We start from the raw sequence: 15,001 nt of genomic DNA, 5'->3' as shown, positions 1-15,001 counted from the left end.
ATAAATTTTGACATGACATTTTGTTTGAAAAGCAATAAGTGAGTAATGATGAAAATCCATAACACAGAGGCGCTCATGTCGGCTGAAATCAGTCGTAGAAGTCTGATGAAAACCTCCGCACTTGGCAGTCTCGCGCTGGCAAGCAGTGCTTTCACTTTGCCGTTTTCCCAAATGGTCCGAGCGGCACAGGCACCGGTAGAAGAGAAAGCGGTCTGGAGTTCCTGCACCGTTAACTGCGGGAGCCGCTGTCTGTTACGTTTGCATGTGAAAGATGACACCGTGTACTGGGTGGAGTCTGATACAACAGGTGACGACGTTTACGGTAATCATCAGGTTCGGGCATGTTTACGCGGGCGCTCTATCCGCCGACGGATGAATCATCCTGACAGGTTGAAATATCCCATGAAGCGCGTCGGCAAGCGCGGTGAAGGTAAATTTGAACGGATAAGTTGGGACGAAGCCCTGGATACCATCAGTGATAATCTTCGGCGGATCCTAAAAGATTACGGCAATGAGGCTGTACATGTTCTCTATGGAACAGGCGTAGATGGCGGAAACATCACCAACTCAAACGTCCCGTACCGTCTGATGAACTCTTGCGGTGGTTTTCTCAGTCGCTATGGCAGCTACAGTACCGCACAGATCAGTGCCGCAATGAGTTATATGTTCGGTGCCAATGATGGCAACAGCCCGGATGATATCGCCAATACGAAACTGGTCGTTATGTTCGGAAATAACCCGGCAGAAACGCGGATGAGCGGCTTTCCGTCTTTACATGGACAGATGCCATCGACCATGGTACGGAAATGACCGCGACCCGTGATGGTGTTCGAGGAAAAGAAAAACTGGATGTCCCCATCAAGTTTTTATGGTGCTACGCCAGTAACACATTGATCAATCAGCATGGCGACATCAATCACACCCATGAGGTGCTTCAGGATGACAGCAAGTGCGAGATGATTGTTGGCATTGACCACTTCATGACTGCCTCGGCTAAGTATTGCGATATCCTGTTACCCGACCTGATGCCAACAGAGCAAGAAGACCTTATCTCTCATGAATCTGCCGGGAATATGGGCTATGTGATCCTCGCCCAACCCGCAACCTCAGCAAAATTTGAACGCAAACCCATCTACTGGATGCTGAGTGAAGTCGCCAAACGCTTAGGACCAGACGTTTATCAAACCTTTACTGAAGGTCGCAGTCAGCATGAATGGATCAAATATCTCCATGCGAAAACGAAGGAACGTAACCCTGAGATGCCCGACTACGAGGAGATGAAAACGACCGGGATCTTTAAGAAAAAATGCCCGGAAGAACACTACGTCGCTTTCCGCGCATTCCGTGTAGATCCACAGGCAAACCCGTTGAAAACACCTTCGGGAAAAATCGAAATTTATTCTGAACGACTGGCGACAATTGCGGATACCTGGGAATTGAAAAAAGATGAAATTATTCATCCACTGCCAGCGTATACCCCAGGTTTCGACGGTTGGAACGATCCCCTACGGGGGACCTATCCACTGCAGTTAACGGTATTCTGACCTCTCACCGCCCTTCACCGCTGGCAAAGGGAAACCCGTCGCACAGCAATCTTGTCCAGATCGAAAAGGTTTAAGGAGTAGCCCATGACCACACAATATGGATTTTTTATCGATTCCAGCCGCTGTACTGGCTGTAAAACCTGCGAACTGGCGTGCAAAGATTTTAAAGATCTTGGCCCGGAAGTCAGTTTCCGCCGTATTTATGAATATGCTGGCGGCGACTGGCAGGAAGATAATGGCGTCTGGCATCAGAATGTCTTTGCCTACTATCTCTCAATTTCGTGCAACCACTGCGATGATCCGGCGTGTACCAAAGTCTGCCCCAGCGGCGCAATGCACAAACGAGAAGATGGCTTTGTGGTGGTCGATGAAGATGTTTGTATCGGCTGCCGCTACTGCCACATGGCTTGTCCGTACGGCGCGCCACAGTACAATGCTGAAAAAGGGCACATGACGAAGTGCGATGGTTGTTATTCGCGCGTCGCCGAGGGGAAACAACCCATATGTGTCGAATCCTGCCCACTGCGTGCACTTGAGTTCGGTCCAATTGAAGAATTGCGCCAGAAGCACGGCACTCTGGCTGCCGTCGCGCCACTGCCGCGCGCGCATTTCACAAAACCCAATATCGTTATCAAACCTAACGCCAACAGCCGCCCGACCGGCGATACCACTGGTTATCTGGCTAATCCGGAGGAAGTGTAAAATGGGAAATGGATGGCATGAATGGCCACTGGTTATCTTTACCGTATTGGGTCAATGCGTAGTAGGCGCGCTGATTGTTAGCGGAATTGGCTGGTTCGCCGCCAAAAATGACGCAGACCGTCAGCACATTATTCGTGGCATGTTTTTCCTCTGGCTGTTGATGGGCATCGGGTTTATTGCCTCTGTCATGCACCTGGGATCGCCACTGCGGGCGTTTAACTCGCTGAATAGAATCGGAGCTTCTGGTCTGAGTAACGAGATTGCTGCCGGTTCCATATTTTTTGCCGTTGGCGGATTATGGTGGCTGGTGGCGGTCATCGGTAAAATGCCGCAAGCGTTGGGGAAACTCTGGTTACTTGTCAGCATGGCACTCGGCATCATTTTCGTCTGGATGATGACCTGCGTGTATCAAATCGACACTGTGCCAACCTGGCATAACGGTTACACTACGCTGGCTTTCTTCCTGACGGTATTGTTGAGCGGTCCAATACTTGCTGCCACAATTCTGCGTGCAGCCCGCGTTACATTTAATACCACACCATTTGCCATCATTAGCATTCTGGCGCTGATCGCTTGTGCCGGGTTGATTGTGCTGCAAGGTTTGTCTCTGGCGTCTATTCACTCATCCGTACAACAAGCCAGCGCACTGGTACCAGATTACGCCTCCTTACAGGTCTGGCGTGTGGTATTGTTATGCGCAGGTCTTGGATGCTGGCTTTGTCCGCTCATTCGTCGCCGTGAACCTCACGTTGCCGGACTTGTTCTGGGGCTAATCCTCATTCTTGGCGGTGAGATGATCGGGCGTGTGCTCTTTTATGGCCTGCACATGACGGTAGGAATGGCTATTGCAGGTTAACAAATTGGTGCGGGGCAACCCGCACATTTCAGGATGTTAGGAATGACCCATTTTTCACAGCAAGATAATTTTTCTGTTGCGGCGCGCGTGTTGGGCGCGCTGTTTTATTACGCTCCAGAGAGTGCGGAAGCCGCACCTCTGGTTGCGGTACTCACCAATGACGGCTGGGAAACTCAGTGGCCTCTACCAGAAGCGTCATTAGCGCCGCTGGTGACGGCTTTTCAGACACAATGTGAAGAGACTCACGCCCAGGCCTGGCAGCGTTTGTTTGTCGGCCCGTGGGCACTGCCGTCTCCGCCGTGGGGATCGGTCTGGCTGGATCGCGAATCTGTGCTGTTTGGCGATTCAACATTGGCACTTCGTCAGTGGATGCGCGAGAAAGGCATTCAGTTCGAAATGAAGCAAAACGAACCGGAAGATAATTTTGGTTCACTGCTGCTGATGGCTGCGTGGTTGGCGGAGAATGGTCGCCAGACAGAATGCGAAGAATTGCTGGCATGGCACCTTTTTCCGTGGTCAACACGTTTTCTTGACGTTTTTATCGAAAAAGCAGAACACCCTTTCTACCGTGCACTGGGTGAACTCGCTCGCTTAACGCTGGCGCAATGGCAATCACAACTGTTGATTCCTGTCGCGGTTAAACCGCTGTTTCGATAGGATCACCGTATTATTGCCGGATGGTGACGATTACACGCAATTCGGCAATTAATAGGTTACAGTGTCACGTTTTTTTTATCTCTTAAAGCACACACTGCTTTTGCGGCTGGCCTCTTTTGCCGCAAAATAGTCGCCCGTGTTTCATTGCCCATTTCTGCTCATGCATCATCTACACATCTATCCGGATCTGCGCACTATGTTCCGCCGTCTGCTTATCGCAACAATCGTCGGTATTCTTGCGGCCTTTGCCGTTGCCGGGTTTCGTCATGCGATGCTGCTACTGGAGTGGCTGTTCCTCAATAATGACTCTGGCAGTCTGGTCAATGCAGCGACAAATCTTTCCCCGTGGCGACGGCTGCTAACCCCGGCGCTCGGCGGACTGGCGGCGGGTTTGTTGCTGATGGGCTGGCAGAAATTTACCCAGCAACGCCCTCATGCGCCGACCGATTACATGGAAGCGTTGCAAACCGATGGTCAGTTTGATTACGCAGCAAGTCTGGTTAAATCGCTTGCCTCTCTGCTGGTAGTAACCAGCGGCAGTGCAATTGGTCGCGAAGGTGCGATGATTCTTTTAGCTGCCCTTGCAGCCTCGTGTTTTGCCCAACGTTTTACGCCACGCCAGGAGTGGAAATTATGGATCGCCTGTGGAGCTGCGGCGGGAATGGCTGCGGCCTATCGCGCCCCGCTTGCTGGTAGTTTATTTATAGCCGAAGTGCTGTTTGGCACTATGATGTTGGCCTCTCTCGGCCCGGTGATTATTTCCGCCGTCGTGGCGTTGCTGGTTAGCAATCTTATTAATCATAGCGACGCATTACTCTACAGCGTACAACTTTCAGTGACGGTTCAGGCTCGTGACTATGCGCTGATTATCAGTACAGGTGTGCTGGCAGGTCTGTGCGGACCACTGTTGTTAACGTTAATGAACGCCTGTCATCGTGGATTTGTGAGTCTCAAGCTTGCGCCGCCCTGGCAACTGGCACTGGGCGGGTTGATCGTGGGTCTTCTTTCCCTGTTCACACCTGCAGTGTGGGGCAACGGCTATAGCACCGTACAATCCTTTTTAACCGCTCCGCCACTGTTAATGATCATTGCCGGGATCTTCCTCTGTAAACTGTGTGCCGTGCTGGCGAGTAGTGGTTCTGGCGCGCCCGGTGGTGTCTTTACACCGACGCTATTTATCGGTCTTGCCATTGGCATGTTGTATGGTCGTAGCCTGGGATTATGGTTACCTGATGGCGAAGAAATTACGCTTTTACTCGGATTGACCGGGATGGCGACACTGTTGGCGGCGACCACGCACGCGCCGACTATGTCGACGTTGATGATATGTGAAATGACCGGGGAGTATCAGCTACTCCCCGGTTTATTGATTGCCTGCGTAATTGCGTCGGTAATTTCGCGGACGTTACACCGTGACTCTATCTACCGCCAGCACACTGCGAAGCATAGCTAAGCGGATGTATTGCCCCAGTTCACGCTGTTCGGCGCGCGGCAGATAAGGCAGTTCACCAATGAGCGGTGCCGGAAGTTTTTTACCGAGCACATCAATGATTTCCGCATAATGCGCCAGTCCTGGGTTGATTCGGTTAGCCACCCAGCCAATGAGCGGCAGCCCGTCGTTGGCAATCGCCTGAGCTGTTAGCAGTGCATGGTTAATGCAACCTTCCTGAATACCGACAACCATCAACACCGGCAGTTGTTCCTGCACCACCCATTCAGAGAGCGGACGCAAATCATTCATCAGACTGCGCCAGCCGCCAGTCCCTTCTACCACGACATGATCGACTTTATCGGTCAGGTTTGCCAGGCCGTTTGAAATGAGGGTGTAATTGATTGGGCAACTGTGCGCCACGCTACTTTCTTCTTCGCTTAACGCGATAGGATTAACTGCTTCATAAGGCAGTTCGATGGTTGAAACACTCTGCAACACCAGGGCATCTTTATTACGCAGCCCTTCGGGTGTCTCTTTGCTCCCCTTCGCTACGGGTTTATATCCCGCAACCGTTTTTCCCTGGGAGGCTAACGCTTGTAGCAATGCGCGGGAAACCACCGTTTTCCCTACAGAAGTGTCTGTACCGGTAATAAAGAAACGCTTCAGCATCACTAACTCCACCGTTATGCTTCACAAATATAAACCAGGAAAATAATTAACCTTGAAAGTCTAAGTTATGCTTTCCTGGCCCAAATTGAGATAGCGCAAATTTTGGTAGAACAGTTAAAAAATGTTAACCCTGCAACAGACGAATCAACAAAGAACCGTTATACATCGCGTCTTTTACCAGCGCAGCGCCTGCCATCGTGCCCTGGTTAGAAAACTGAGTACTCTCAACGCTAATGTGCTGACTATACGCAGGAAGGGCCTGCTGACGGATGCTGTCCGAGATGACCGGGAAGAGGATATCTGCCGCTTTACTTAACGGTGAGCCAATCAGTATTTTTTGTGGGTTAAATAAATTCACCATGATGGCAAGAATGCGACCGACATGCGCGCCTACCCCGGTAATGATGTCTTTTGCCAGTAAATCGCCGCGCAATGCCGCCTGACACAATGAGTCCACGGTTAACGGTTGTCCATGTAACATCGAGCTCATGGATTGATTGAGACGCAGCTGTGCCAGCTCAAGAATACTGTCCACACTGGCGATGGTTTCGAGGCAACCGTGATTCCCGCAATAACAGCGTTTCCCATACGGGTCGACCTGTGTGTGGCCTATTTCCACGAGGCTACTGCTGCCTGCGTGTAGCAGATGACCATCGGTAATGACGCCAGCCCCCACGTTGTGATCGATAACCACCTGAATCACATCGCGCGCCCCGCGTGAGGCACCAAACAAGGCCTCAGCCATCGTCCATGCGCTGATATCATGCTGAATATAAACCGGTACGCCGGTATGCTGCTCCAGCGCCTCGCCGAGCGGCATCTCTTTTACATCCTCGTAGAACGGCATGCGATGTACAATACCATTTTCCGTATCAATAATTCCCGGCAAGGTTATGGCAATCGAAGTCAGACGCTCAAGTTTTTTCTGGTGGCGGATAAAAAACTGATCGATATGGGAAATGATACGATCCAGCAATGGCGAGTCATCTTTTAACGCCAGTTCCTGCGACTCCTCCACTACCAGTTTGCTGCTCAGATCGCGCAAAGCAAGGAAAATCTCCCCGCGACTAATGCGCAGAGAAAGATAGTGCCAGGCTTCAGTTTCAACCACCAGCCCCACTGCCGGACGGCCACGGTTCCCCGCTTCTTTGATTTCCAGCTCTTGCACCAGGTGTGCTTCGAGCATCTCACGGACAATTTTAGTGATACTGGCAGGAGCCAGTTGCGCCAGACGGGAAAGATCGATACGCGAGACTGGACCAAGCTGATCAATCAGGCGATAAACTGCGCCCGCGTTGGTTTGCTTTATTTGATCAATGTGCCCAGGCTGGTTTTCAGCAACCACCGCATACTCCCTATATTTTCGCGCTCCGAAATAATCTGTAGGCTATGGTGAAGCACTTCAATACGTGTCGTCAAATTTTTACTTAGGCATGTGATTAACAGCACATTTTTCGGGCTTTTTCGCTGAAATTTCCCTCACCTGAGAGCATTCAGCAGATGAATACGAAAGTTACGCGCAGCCGGACTTTGTTCATGATGTTTCGGCCAGACCAACCACATTTCAGAAACCGCATCCTCTTCAGCAATCGGCACCCAGCGCATTTCGTTGAGCTGAACACGTTTAAATGACGCAGGCAAAATTGAAACACCCAGACCAGCGGAAACCAGACCGATGATGGTCATTGCCTCACCCACCTCCTGAGTGATGACGGGCGTCAAATTGTAACGTCTCATCAGCCCGAGAATATCGTCATACAGCCCTGTTCCGACGTGCGGATCAAAAAAGACAAAGGGTTCTTTCGCCAGTTCAGCCAGCGTTACACTCGGGTTATTTGCCAGGGGATGATCGTGCGGGATCATCGCCATAAGCGGTTCATGGACGATGACTGCGTGTTCAAGCGTCTCCGGTAACGCTGTGTTACGCAGCAATCCCATATCCAGCGTTCCTTCAATGAGCGGAGCGATTTGCTCGCGAGTGTTCATTTCGCGGGTTTGTAAATGGACATCGGGATAATCACGGCGAAACAGCGATAACGTATCGGACACCGCCCGAATAAAAGGAGCGGACGAAGTAAAACCAATGCGCAACTCCCCCGCTTCGCCCTGATGCAGCCTTTCAGCGCGAGCGGCAGCATCATCCACCATAGACAGGATTTGCCGACTATCTACAAGAAACTGTTTTCCTGCTTCCGTCAGCAATACACTGCGATTGGTCCGTGCCAGCAGTCGGGCACCAATTTGTTGCTCCAGCGCCTGAATCTGCTGACTTAGCGGTGGTTGCGAAATATTCAGGCGGGCAGCGGCGCGCCCGAAATGCAGCTCTTCTGCAACAGCAACAAAGTAACGCAGATGACGAAGTTCAATATTCATATTTAAAACATCTTATTTGAGATTATTAATATATTAGACAGAACAATTCGATTTTCCTAATCTATTCATAAGCCTGATCCACAGGCATATTTAGCAAGGATTTCAAGTGAGCCGTACTACAACTGTTGATGGCGCTCCGGCAAGCGACACTGACAAGCAAAGCATTTCTCAGCCAAATCATTTTATTAAACGCGGTACGCCGCAATTTATGCGCGTCACCCTGGCGCTTTTCTCTGCCGGACTGGCAACCTTCGCACTTCTCTATTGTGTGCAACCTATCCTTCCGGTGCTTTCGCAGGAGTTTGGTTTAACGCCTGCGAACAGTAGTATTTCACTGTCCATTTCAACGGCGATGTTGGCTATCGGTTTGCTGTTTACTGGCCCGCTATCCGATGCCATTGGTCGCAAACCAGTGATGGTCACGGCGCTACTGTTGGCCTCCATTTGTACGTTACTTTCGACAATGATGACCAGCTGGCACGGCATTTTGATTATGCGCGCCTTGATTGGGCTTTCGTTAAGTGGCGTGGCAGCCGTTGGCATGACTTATCTTAGCGAGGAAATCCACCCTAGTTTCGTGGCCTTTTCAATGGGGTTGTATATCAGCGGCAACTCAATTGGCGGCATGAGCGGACGCTTAATTAGCGGTGTCTTCACGGACTTTTTTAACTGGCGAATTGCTCTGGCGGCAATCGGTTGTTTCGCGCTGGCCTCGGCGTTGATGTTCTGGAAAATCCTCCCTGAATCACGCCATTTTCGCCCGACTTCGCTGCGCCCTAAGACGTTATTTATCAACTTTCGTCTGCACTGGCGTGACCGGGGATTACCGTTATTGTTCGCAGAAGGCTTTTTGCTGATGGGGTCGTTCGTCACGCTGTTTAATTACATCGGCTATAGGTTGATGCTTTCCCCCTGGCATGTCAGTCAGGCCGTGGTTGGCTTATTATCGCTGGCTTATTTGACCGGTACATGGAGCTCACCCAAAGCCGGAACCATGACCGCCCGCTATGGACGCGGTCCGGTGATGTTGTTTTCGACGGGGGTTATGCTGTTTGGTTTACTGATGACCTTATTCAGCTCGCTGTGGCTGATCTTTGCCGGAATGTTACTCTTCTCAGCCGGATTCTTCGCAGCCCACTCCGTTGCCAGCAGCTGGATCGGCCCCCGCGCAAAACGCGCTAAAGGCCAGGCCTCCTCGCTGTATCTGTTCAGTTACTATCTGGGGTCGAGTATTGCCGGGACGCTGGGTGGTGTTTTCTGGCATAACTATGGCTGGAACGGCGTCGGCGCATTTATTGCTCTGATGCTGGTCATTGCTCTGCTGGTCGGGACGCGTTTGCATCATCGTCTGCACGCCTGAAAAAATAAGTCCGGACTGAGGTAAATACCCGTCCGGACTTATTGCCTGCTCAAACCAACGTTAATAGCCATCCTAAAATAGACGAAGCGCCAGCCAATTCCCGCAGCGCATCTAGCGTCATCAGGATTATAAGTACCCAAATAAACGGATTCATTTTGCTGTGTGTCATTTATTACTGATGCGCAGTTATTCTACCGCTTTGTAAGTAGTAAAATAGTTAACACGATCAAGACTACTTTATTGGTAGCTAAATTTTCCTTAAGTCACAATACGTTATTATCAATGCTGTAATTTATTCAGCGTTTGTACATATCGTTACACGCTGAAACCAACCACTCACGGAAGTCTGCCATTCCCAGGGATATAGTTATTTCAACGGCCCCGCAGTGGGGTTAAATGAAAAAACAAATTGAGGGTATGACAATGAAAAAAGTATTAGCTCTGGTTGTTGCCGCTGCTATGGGTCTGTCTTCTGCTGCCTTTGCTGCAGAGACTGCGACCACACCTGCTCCGACTGCGACGACCACCAAAGCAGCGCCTGCGAAAACCACACATCATAAAAAACAGCATAAAGCAGCACCTGCCCAGAAAGCGCAGGCGGCTAAAAAGCATCATAAAAATGCCAAAGCTGAACAGAAAGCTCCTGAACAAAAAGCGCAGGCAGCGAAGAAACACGCCAAGAAACACAGCCATCAGCAACCGGCAAAACCTGCTGCACAACCCGCAGCGTAAGTTTTCAACAGTAATGCTGGCGCGCCCCCTCGCGCCTGAAAATTACGGTGCTAAGCGGGTAACGTTTAGCACCGCCTTTAGCGGAGGGTAGTATGGTGGGCCGTTATCGCTTTGAGTTCATTCTTATCATCCTTATTTTATGCGCACTGATTGCCGCCCGTTTTTATCTTTCCTGATCGTAGTTATCTGATTTTACTCCCACTTTCATCCCGTCCCGTCTATAGTATTTATGAGGGTTTGCTTTTAATAATCATAATTACCCACCAGAGTGTGATATGCGTACAACCATTGCTGTAGTGTTGGGTGCAATTAGTTTGACGTCTGCTTTTGTGTTTGCAGATAAACCAGACGTTGCCAAATCGGCAAACGATGAGGTCAGCACCCTGTTTTTTGGTCATGATGATCGTGTGCCAGTGAATGACACGACCCAATCACCGTGGGATGCGGTTGGCCAACTGGAAACGGCCAGCGGCAATTTATGTACGGCGACGCTGATTGCACCCAATCTGGCATTAACGGCAGGACACTGTTTATTGACGCCGCCAAAGGGTAAAGCCGATAAAGCGGTAGCGCTGCGTTTCGTGTCAAATAAAGGTCTTTGGCGCTATGAGATCCACGACATAGAAGGCCGCGTTGATCCAACACTGGGAAAGCGGTTAAAAGCAGATGGGGATGGCTGGATTGTACCTCCCGCAGCTGCGCCGTGGGACTTCGGTTTGATTGTGCTACGTAATCCCCCTTCTGGCATTACACCGTTGCCGTTATTTGAGGGAGATAAAGCCGCGCTTACCGCCGCATTAAAAGCGGCTGGTCGTAAAGTGACTCAGGCGGGCTACCCTGAAGATCATCTCGATACGTTGTACAGTCATCAAAACTGTGAAGTGACTGGCTGGGCGCAAACGTCGGTGATGTCGCATCAGTGCGATACCTTGCCGGGTGACAGCGGTTCGCCTCTGATGTTGCATACCGATGACGGCTGGCAATTAATTGGGGTGCAAAGCTCGGCTCCTGCCGCGAAAGATCGCTGGCGCGCCGATAACCGGGCCATTTCTGTTACCGGTTTTCGCGACAAGCTGGATCAACTGTCGCAAAAATAATGTTCAAACGCTGCCCGACAGCGCGGGCAGCGTGTTCATCAGGCAAGTTTCACCATGATCATTCCAGCCAACAGCAGCACCAGGCCAATCCAGCCTTTACGATTTAACCGTTGACCAAACAAGATCCAACCTGCGGCTAACGTGGCGGCAATACCAAACCCGCCCCACAATGCATAAGCGACAGACAAGTCGATCCCTTTAACGGCCTGAGAAAGCGCACTAAAGGCAGCCAGCACCGCCGCCAGAGAGAGCAAGCCAAATATTTTGCGACGAAAGCCGTCAGAAAATTTCAAAAAGACGTTAGCAACGATTTCCAGCACGATTGCCAATGCCAGCCAGGCGGCGTGAACCCATTCAAACTGCGCCATGGTTCACCTCCAGTTCAGGTTTACGCGCTTTACGGGTACCTGACTTGATCAACACAATCCCGGCCACCAGGGTGGTTAACCCGGCAATTTTCATCAGCGATAAACTTTCGTCGAATAACAAAACGCTAAACAAGGTAATAAATAAAATACCAATACCTTCCCACAGCGCATAAGCTACGCCTAAGGCGATTTTTTTAACGGCGAAAGAGAGAAATATATACGACAGAGAAATCATCACCAGCATTAAAATAAAGCCGCCATTTCCCTCACTGACGCTCGCCCATTTCATTGACAGCGTACCGGTAATTTCCGTAGCAATAGCCAGGCCTAATAAAATCCAATAAATATACATTGTCCTTCTCCTGCAAGAGAATTATTTTAATTTTCGCTTAATTCAGCGAAACCAAAGTAAAGTGATCAAGCCCCGCGCATAGCGCAAGCTTAGGCAGAAGAAAGGACTAAAGCGCGTTGCGCCAGTGCTGCTCACCTACGAGCAAGATAGTGGATGAGGTACGAAGATGGGTAAATGTAGAAAATAACGTCCTGAACAAATTGTCCATAATATTACAATTATCCGCAGTGTTGCTTCTCGTCATCGCGGATGATAATTGTCCTCGGTAGTTGAACACGCCTGATTTGTATCATAGCTTAAGAATTAACTCAAAATATTTTCACTTCTTTACCTGAGCGGTTTGATTTTCGTTATGATGAAGGAGCGAAAAAGACATTATTATTAGCAAAGGAAGAAAAAACGGGGACAAGCATGGCAAAGCCGATCATCACGCTCAATGGCCTAAAAATCGTCATTATGTTGGGAATGCTGGTCATTATTCTCTGCGGTATCCGTTTTGCCGCCGAGATTATCGTGCCGTTTATTCTCGCATTATTTATTGCTGTTATTCTTAACCCGCTGGTGCAACACATGGTCCGCTGGCGTGTGCCGCGTGTACTGGCAGTGTCGATTTTGATGACCATCATCGTGATGGCGATGGTGTTGCTGTTAGCTTATCTGGGGTCCGCGCTCAATGAGTTGACGCGGACGTTACCGCAATATCGCAACTCTATTATGACGCCGCTGCAAGCGATTGAACCGTTGTTGCAACGCGTAGGGATTGATGTCTCAGTTGACCAACTGGCGCATTACATTGATCCGAACGCGGCGATGACGTTGCTCACCAACTTATTGACGCAGTTATCTAATGCCATGTCATCAATCTTTTTATTGCTGCTGACGGTGCTGTTTATGTTGCTCGAAGTGCCACAATTGCCCGGAAAATTTCAGCAAATGATGGCGCGTCCGGTTGAAGGGATGGCGGCGATTCAGCGCGCGATTGACAGCGTGTCTCATTATCTGGTGCTGAAAACAGCCATCAGCATCATCACCGGCCTGGTCGCCTGGGCGATGCTCGCCGCACTCGATGTTCGCTTCGCTTTTGTCTGGGGATTGCTGGCCTTTGCGCTTAATTACATCCCCAATATTGGTTCAGTTCTCGCGGCAATCCCCCCTATCGCTCAGGTACTGGTGTTTAATGGCTTCTACGAAGCGTTGCTGGTGCTGGCGGGATATCTGCTGATTAATCTTGTCTTCGGCAATATTCTGGAGCCGCGCATCATGGGGCGTGGGCTGGGGCTTTCCACATTGGTGGTATTTTTGTCGTTGATTTTTTGGGGATGGTTGTTAGGACCGGTGGGTATGCTGCTTTCCGTGCCGTTGACAATTATTGTCAAAATTGCGCTTGAACAAACAGCGGGAGGTCAAAGCATCGCCGTTCTGTTAAGCGATCTCAATAAAGAGTGACGGCCTCCGCAGAGGCCGTCAGGGTTACAGAGCTTTCAGGATTGCATCCACGCTGGCTTTGGCGTCACCAAACAGCATGTGGGTGTTTTCCTTGAAGAACAGCGGGTTTTGCACACCAGCATAGCCAGTGTTCATCGAACGTTTAAAGACAATCACGTTCTGCGCTTTCCACACTTCCAGCACAGGCATACCAGCAATCGGACTCTTCGGATCATCCTGCGCCGCCGGGTTAACCGTATCGTTAGCACCAATCACCAGTACGGTATCGGTATCAGCAAAGTCATCGTTGATCTCGTCCATTTCCAGCACGATGTCATACGGTACTTTTGCTTCAGCCAGCAATACGTTCATATGTCCAGGCAAACGCCCCGCAACCGGGTGGATACCGAAACGCACGTTAATACCACGAGCGCGCAATTTCTCAGTAATTTCAGCGACAGGATATTGCGCCTGCGCAACTGCCATGCCGTACCCCGGAGTAATGATCACTGAATGGGAATTTTTCAGCAGTTCCGCTGTCTCTTCTGCGGTGATTTCGCGGTGCTCGCCCACTTCCTGATCATCACCAGTAGAAGAGCCGTCGGTGCCGAAACCGCCCGCAATAACGCTGATAAAGGAACGGTTCATCGCCTTACACATAATGTAAGAAAGGATAGCCCCCGAAGAACCGACCAGCGCACCGGTCACAATCAGCAGGTCGTTGCTGAGCATAAAGCCCGCAGCCGCAGCCGCCCAGCCGGAGTACGAGTTCAGCATCGACACCACCACTGGCATATCTGCACCACCGATGGAGGCGACTAAATGCCAGCCGAATACCAGCGCAATGGCGGTCATTATCAGCAATGCCAGCACTTGCAGGCCGACGCTATCCGTGCGAACAAATACAATCAGCAGCAGGAAGGAAACGATCAGAGCCGCCAGGTTCATTTTGTGACGGTTTGGCAGCATCAACGGTTTAGACGAAATCTTGCCACACAGTTTGCCGAACGCCACCACCGAACCCGTAAACGTTACCGCCCCGATGAAGATACCGAGGAACACTTCCGTCAGGTGAATATTGACCAGAATCGGTGCCATTCCCGCGTCATGATGCAGATAGCTGTTAAAACCAACCAGCACTGCCGCCAGACCCACGAAGCTATGCAGGATCGCCACCAGTTCTGGCATTTCGGTCATTTCAACTTTCTTCGCCAGACGGATACCAATTGCCCCACCAATAACCATCGCCAGCAAGATCCAGCCAACATTACCCGTATCCGGTCCAAAAATGGTTGCGATTAACGCAATCGCCATACCGGCGATACCGAAATTGTTACCCTGGCGAGACGTTTCATGTTTCGAAAGCCCGGCCAGACTGAAGATAAACAGGATCGCGGCAACAATGTATGCAGCTGTAACTAATCCTCCAGACAT

The 15,001-nt window shown here is 50.5% G+C and carries 16 protein-coding genes and 1 pseudogene; 10 read left to right on the top strand and 7 right to left on the bottom strand.

The window, feature by feature from the left end; all coding sequences use genetic code 11:
- Positions 1–48 precede the first annotated feature (48 nt).
- From ACJHX4_RS16445 to clcB, 5 genes and pseudogenes are all read left to right on the top strand, one after another.
- Positions 49–1,618 (top strand): annotated as a pseudogene (locus ACJHX4_RS16445) (molybdopterin-dependent oxidoreductase).
- 10 nt (positions 1,619–1,628) lie between these two features.
- Positions 1,629–2,246 (top strand): DMSO reductase like molybdoenzyme iron-sulfur subunit YnfG, encoded by a 618-nt coding sequence (ynfG, locus tag ACJHX4_RS16440; RefSeq protein ID WP_000213028.1) that lies wholly within the window; start codon positions 1,629–1,631, stop codon positions 2,244–2,246.
- Between the two features lies 1 nt (position 2,247).
- Positions 2,248–3,102 (top strand): selenate reductase membrane anchor subunit YnfH, encoded by an 855-nt coding sequence (gene ynfH, locus ACJHX4_RS16435; protein ID WP_000526467.1) that lies wholly within the window; start codon positions 2,248–2,250, stop codon positions 3,100–3,102.
- Positions 3,103–3,144: 42 nt separating this feature from the next.
- Positions 3,145–3,759 carry a Tat proofreading chaperone DmsD gene (gene dmsD, locus ACJHX4_RS16430; protein WP_000148693.1) on the top strand — a complete coding sequence of 205 codons (615 nt, stop codon included), beginning with the start codon at positions 3,145–3,147 and terminating at the stop codon, positions 3,757–3,759.
- A 160-nt stretch (positions 3,760–3,919) separates the two neighbouring features.
- Positions 3,920–5,212, top strand: coding sequence for a voltage-gated ClC-type chloride channel ClcB (clcB, locus tag ACJHX4_RS16425; protein WP_001296088.1), 1,293 nt, complete (start codon positions 3,920–3,922; stop codon positions 5,210–5,212).
- Here the strand turns inward: clcB and bioD are convergent.
- The 3 genes from bioD to ACJHX4_RS16410 form a co-directional block, all read right to left on the bottom strand.
- A complete protein-coding gene (bioD, locus tag ACJHX4_RS16420; protein ID WP_000919226.1) occupies positions 5,165–5,860 on the bottom strand; it encodes a dethiobiotin synthase in 696 nt (231 codons plus the stop codon). The two genes, clcB and bioD, sit on opposite strands and share 48 nt — an antisense overlap.
- 124 nt (positions 5,861–5,984) lie before the next feature.
- Positions 5,985–7,205 carry a sugar metabolism global transcriptional regulator Mlc gene (mlc, locus tag ACJHX4_RS16415; protein WP_000225276.1) on the bottom strand — a complete coding sequence of 407 codons (1,221 nt, stop codon included), beginning with the start codon at positions 7,203–7,205 and terminating at the stop codon, positions 5,985–5,987.
- Between the two features lie 134 nt (positions 7,206–7,339).
- Positions 7,340–8,233: a LysR family transcriptional regulator gene (locus ACJHX4_RS16410; RefSeq protein ID WP_001019561.1), complete on the bottom strand. Its 894-nt coding sequence runs from the start codon at positions 8,231–8,233 to the stop codon at positions 7,340–7,342.
- A gap of 106 nt (positions 8,234–8,339) precedes the next feature.
- On the opposite strand from ACJHX4_RS16410, the gene ACJHX4_RS16405 reads away from it, so the two are divergent.
- Entirely contained in the window at positions 8,340–9,593 is a 1,254-nt protein-coding gene (locus tag ACJHX4_RS16405) for an MFS transporter (protein WP_000091813.1), read from the top strand.
- 49 nt (positions 9,594–9,642) lie between these two features.
- On the opposite strand, the gene ACJHX4_RS16400 is transcribed toward ACJHX4_RS16405, so the two are convergent.
- Positions 9,643–9,747 carry a KPN_01571 family protein gene (locus ACJHX4_RS16400; RefSeq protein ID WP_001351109.1) on the bottom strand — a complete coding sequence of 35 codons (105 nt, stop codon included), beginning with the start codon at positions 9,745–9,747 and terminating at the stop codon, positions 9,643–9,645.
- Between the two features lie 269 nt (positions 9,748–10,016).
- Between ACJHX4_RS16400 and asr the strand changes: the two genes are divergently transcribed.
- The 3 genes from asr to ACJHX4_RS16385 all read left to right on the top strand — a co-directional run bounded on the left by asr (position 10,017) and on the right by ACJHX4_RS16385 (position 11,422).
- Positions 10,017–10,325, top strand: coding sequence for an acid resistance repetitive basic protein Asr (asr, locus tag ACJHX4_RS16395; protein WP_001362115.1), 309 nt, complete (start codon positions 10,017–10,019; stop codon positions 10,323–10,325).
- 92 nt (positions 10,326–10,417) lie between these two features.
- Positions 10,418–10,501 (top strand): hypothetical protein, encoded by an 84-nt coding sequence (locus ACJHX4_RS16390; RefSeq protein WP_000233090.1) that lies wholly within the window; start codon positions 10,418–10,420, stop codon positions 10,499–10,501.
- A gap of 99 nt (positions 10,502–10,600) precedes the next feature.
- Complete coding sequence (locus tag ACJHX4_RS16385) at positions 10,601–11,422, top strand: trypsin-like serine peptidase (RefSeq protein WP_001260849.1); 822 nt, start codon at positions 10,601–10,603, stop codon at positions 11,420–11,422.
- A 38-nt stretch (positions 11,423–11,460) separates the two neighbouring features.
- On the opposite strand, the gene mdtI is transcribed toward ACJHX4_RS16385, so the two are convergent.
- Together mdtI and mdtJ are read right to left on the bottom strand one after the other, a co-directional pair.
- Positions 11,461–11,790, bottom strand: a complete 330-nt coding sequence (gene mdtI, locus ACJHX4_RS16380) for a multidrug/spermidine efflux SMR transporter subunit MdtI (protein ID WP_000046661.1) — start codon at positions 11,788–11,790, stop codon at positions 11,461–11,463.
- Complete coding sequence (mdtJ, locus tag ACJHX4_RS16375; RefSeq protein ID WP_000276149.1) at positions 11,777–12,142, bottom strand: multidrug/spermidine efflux SMR transporter subunit MdtJ; 366 nt, start codon at positions 12,140–12,142, stop codon at positions 11,777–11,779. Before mdtJ ends, mdtI begins: the two co-directional genes overlap by 14 nt.
- A 411-nt stretch (positions 12,143–12,553) precedes the next feature.
- Here mdtJ and tqsA point away from each other — a divergent pair, with 411 nt between their 5' ends.
- The gene (gene tqsA / locus ACJHX4_RS16370) at positions 12,554–13,588 is read left to right on the top strand and encodes an AI-2 transporter TqsA (protein ID WP_001118215.1); all 1,035 of its coding nucleotides are present in this window, start codon (positions 12,554–12,556) and stop codon (positions 13,586–13,588) included.
- Between the two features lie 24 nt (positions 13,589–13,612).
- On the opposite strand, the gene pntB is transcribed toward tqsA, so the two are convergent.
- Positions 13,613–15,001, bottom strand: coding sequence for a Re/Si-specific NAD(P)(+) transhydrogenase subunit beta (pntB, locus tag ACJHX4_RS16365; RefSeq protein WP_000014031.1), 1,389 nt, complete (start codon positions 14,999–15,001; stop codon positions 13,613–13,615).

Source organism: Escherichia sp. WS2035 (assembly GCF_046487065.1).
Classification (GTDB): domain Bacteria; phylum Pseudomonadota; class Gammaproteobacteria; order Enterobacterales; family Enterobacteriaceae; genus Escherichia; species Escherichia coli.
The sequence above is the reverse complement of the archived record's forward strand: the minus strand, read 5'-3'. Positions and strand labels throughout refer to the sequence as shown.